Consider the following 539-nt stretch of genomic DNA (forward strand, 5'->3'; position numbering starts at 1 on the left):
GTCAATGTGGCGGTTGGTGTAGCCGGGGTGTCCATCATCTTGTAGTCGGGATGGAACGCGGTGAAATGCACCGGCACGTCGACGCCCAGGTTTTCGCGGATCCATCTGCATTCGGCAGCGACTTCCGCGTCGCTGTCGTTACGTCCGGGAATCAGCAGGGTGGTGATCTCCAACCACACATTCGTCTGGTGCCGCAGGTAGGCCAGGGTGTCCAGGACGTTGCGCAGGTGACTGACGCAAACCTTGCGATAAAAGTCTTCGGTGAATGCCTTTAGGTCGACGTTGGCGGCGTCGACACGCCGGTAGAATTCCGCGCGGGGCTCAGGACACATGTACCCGGCCGTCACCGCGACGGCTTTGATTCCCTGGTCGTGGCAGGCGTCGGCTACATCGGCGGCATACTCCCAGAAGATCGTTGGGTCGTTGTAGGTGAATGCCACGCTGCGGCAACCCAATTCGTGTGCGGTCCGGGCGATGTCGGCCGGGGCCGCCCGACTGGCCAGGACGTCGATCTCGCGGGACTTGGAGATATCCCAGTT

Annotated in this window: 1 protein-coding gene; it reads right to left on the reverse strand. The window is 61.6% G+C overall.

The annotated features are described in order from the left end of the window. On the reverse strand, positions 1 to 539 hold a 539-nt coding region (amrS, locus tag FJM08_RS08480; protein ID WP_140031740.1), incomplete at both ends, for an AmmeMemoRadiSam system radical SAM enzyme.

This window comes from Metamycoplasma equirhinis (genome assembly GCF_006385185.1).
Taxonomy (GTDB): Bacteria; Bacillota_I; Bacilli_A; order Mycoplasmatales; family Metamycoplasmataceae; genus Metamycoplasma; species Metamycoplasma equirhinis.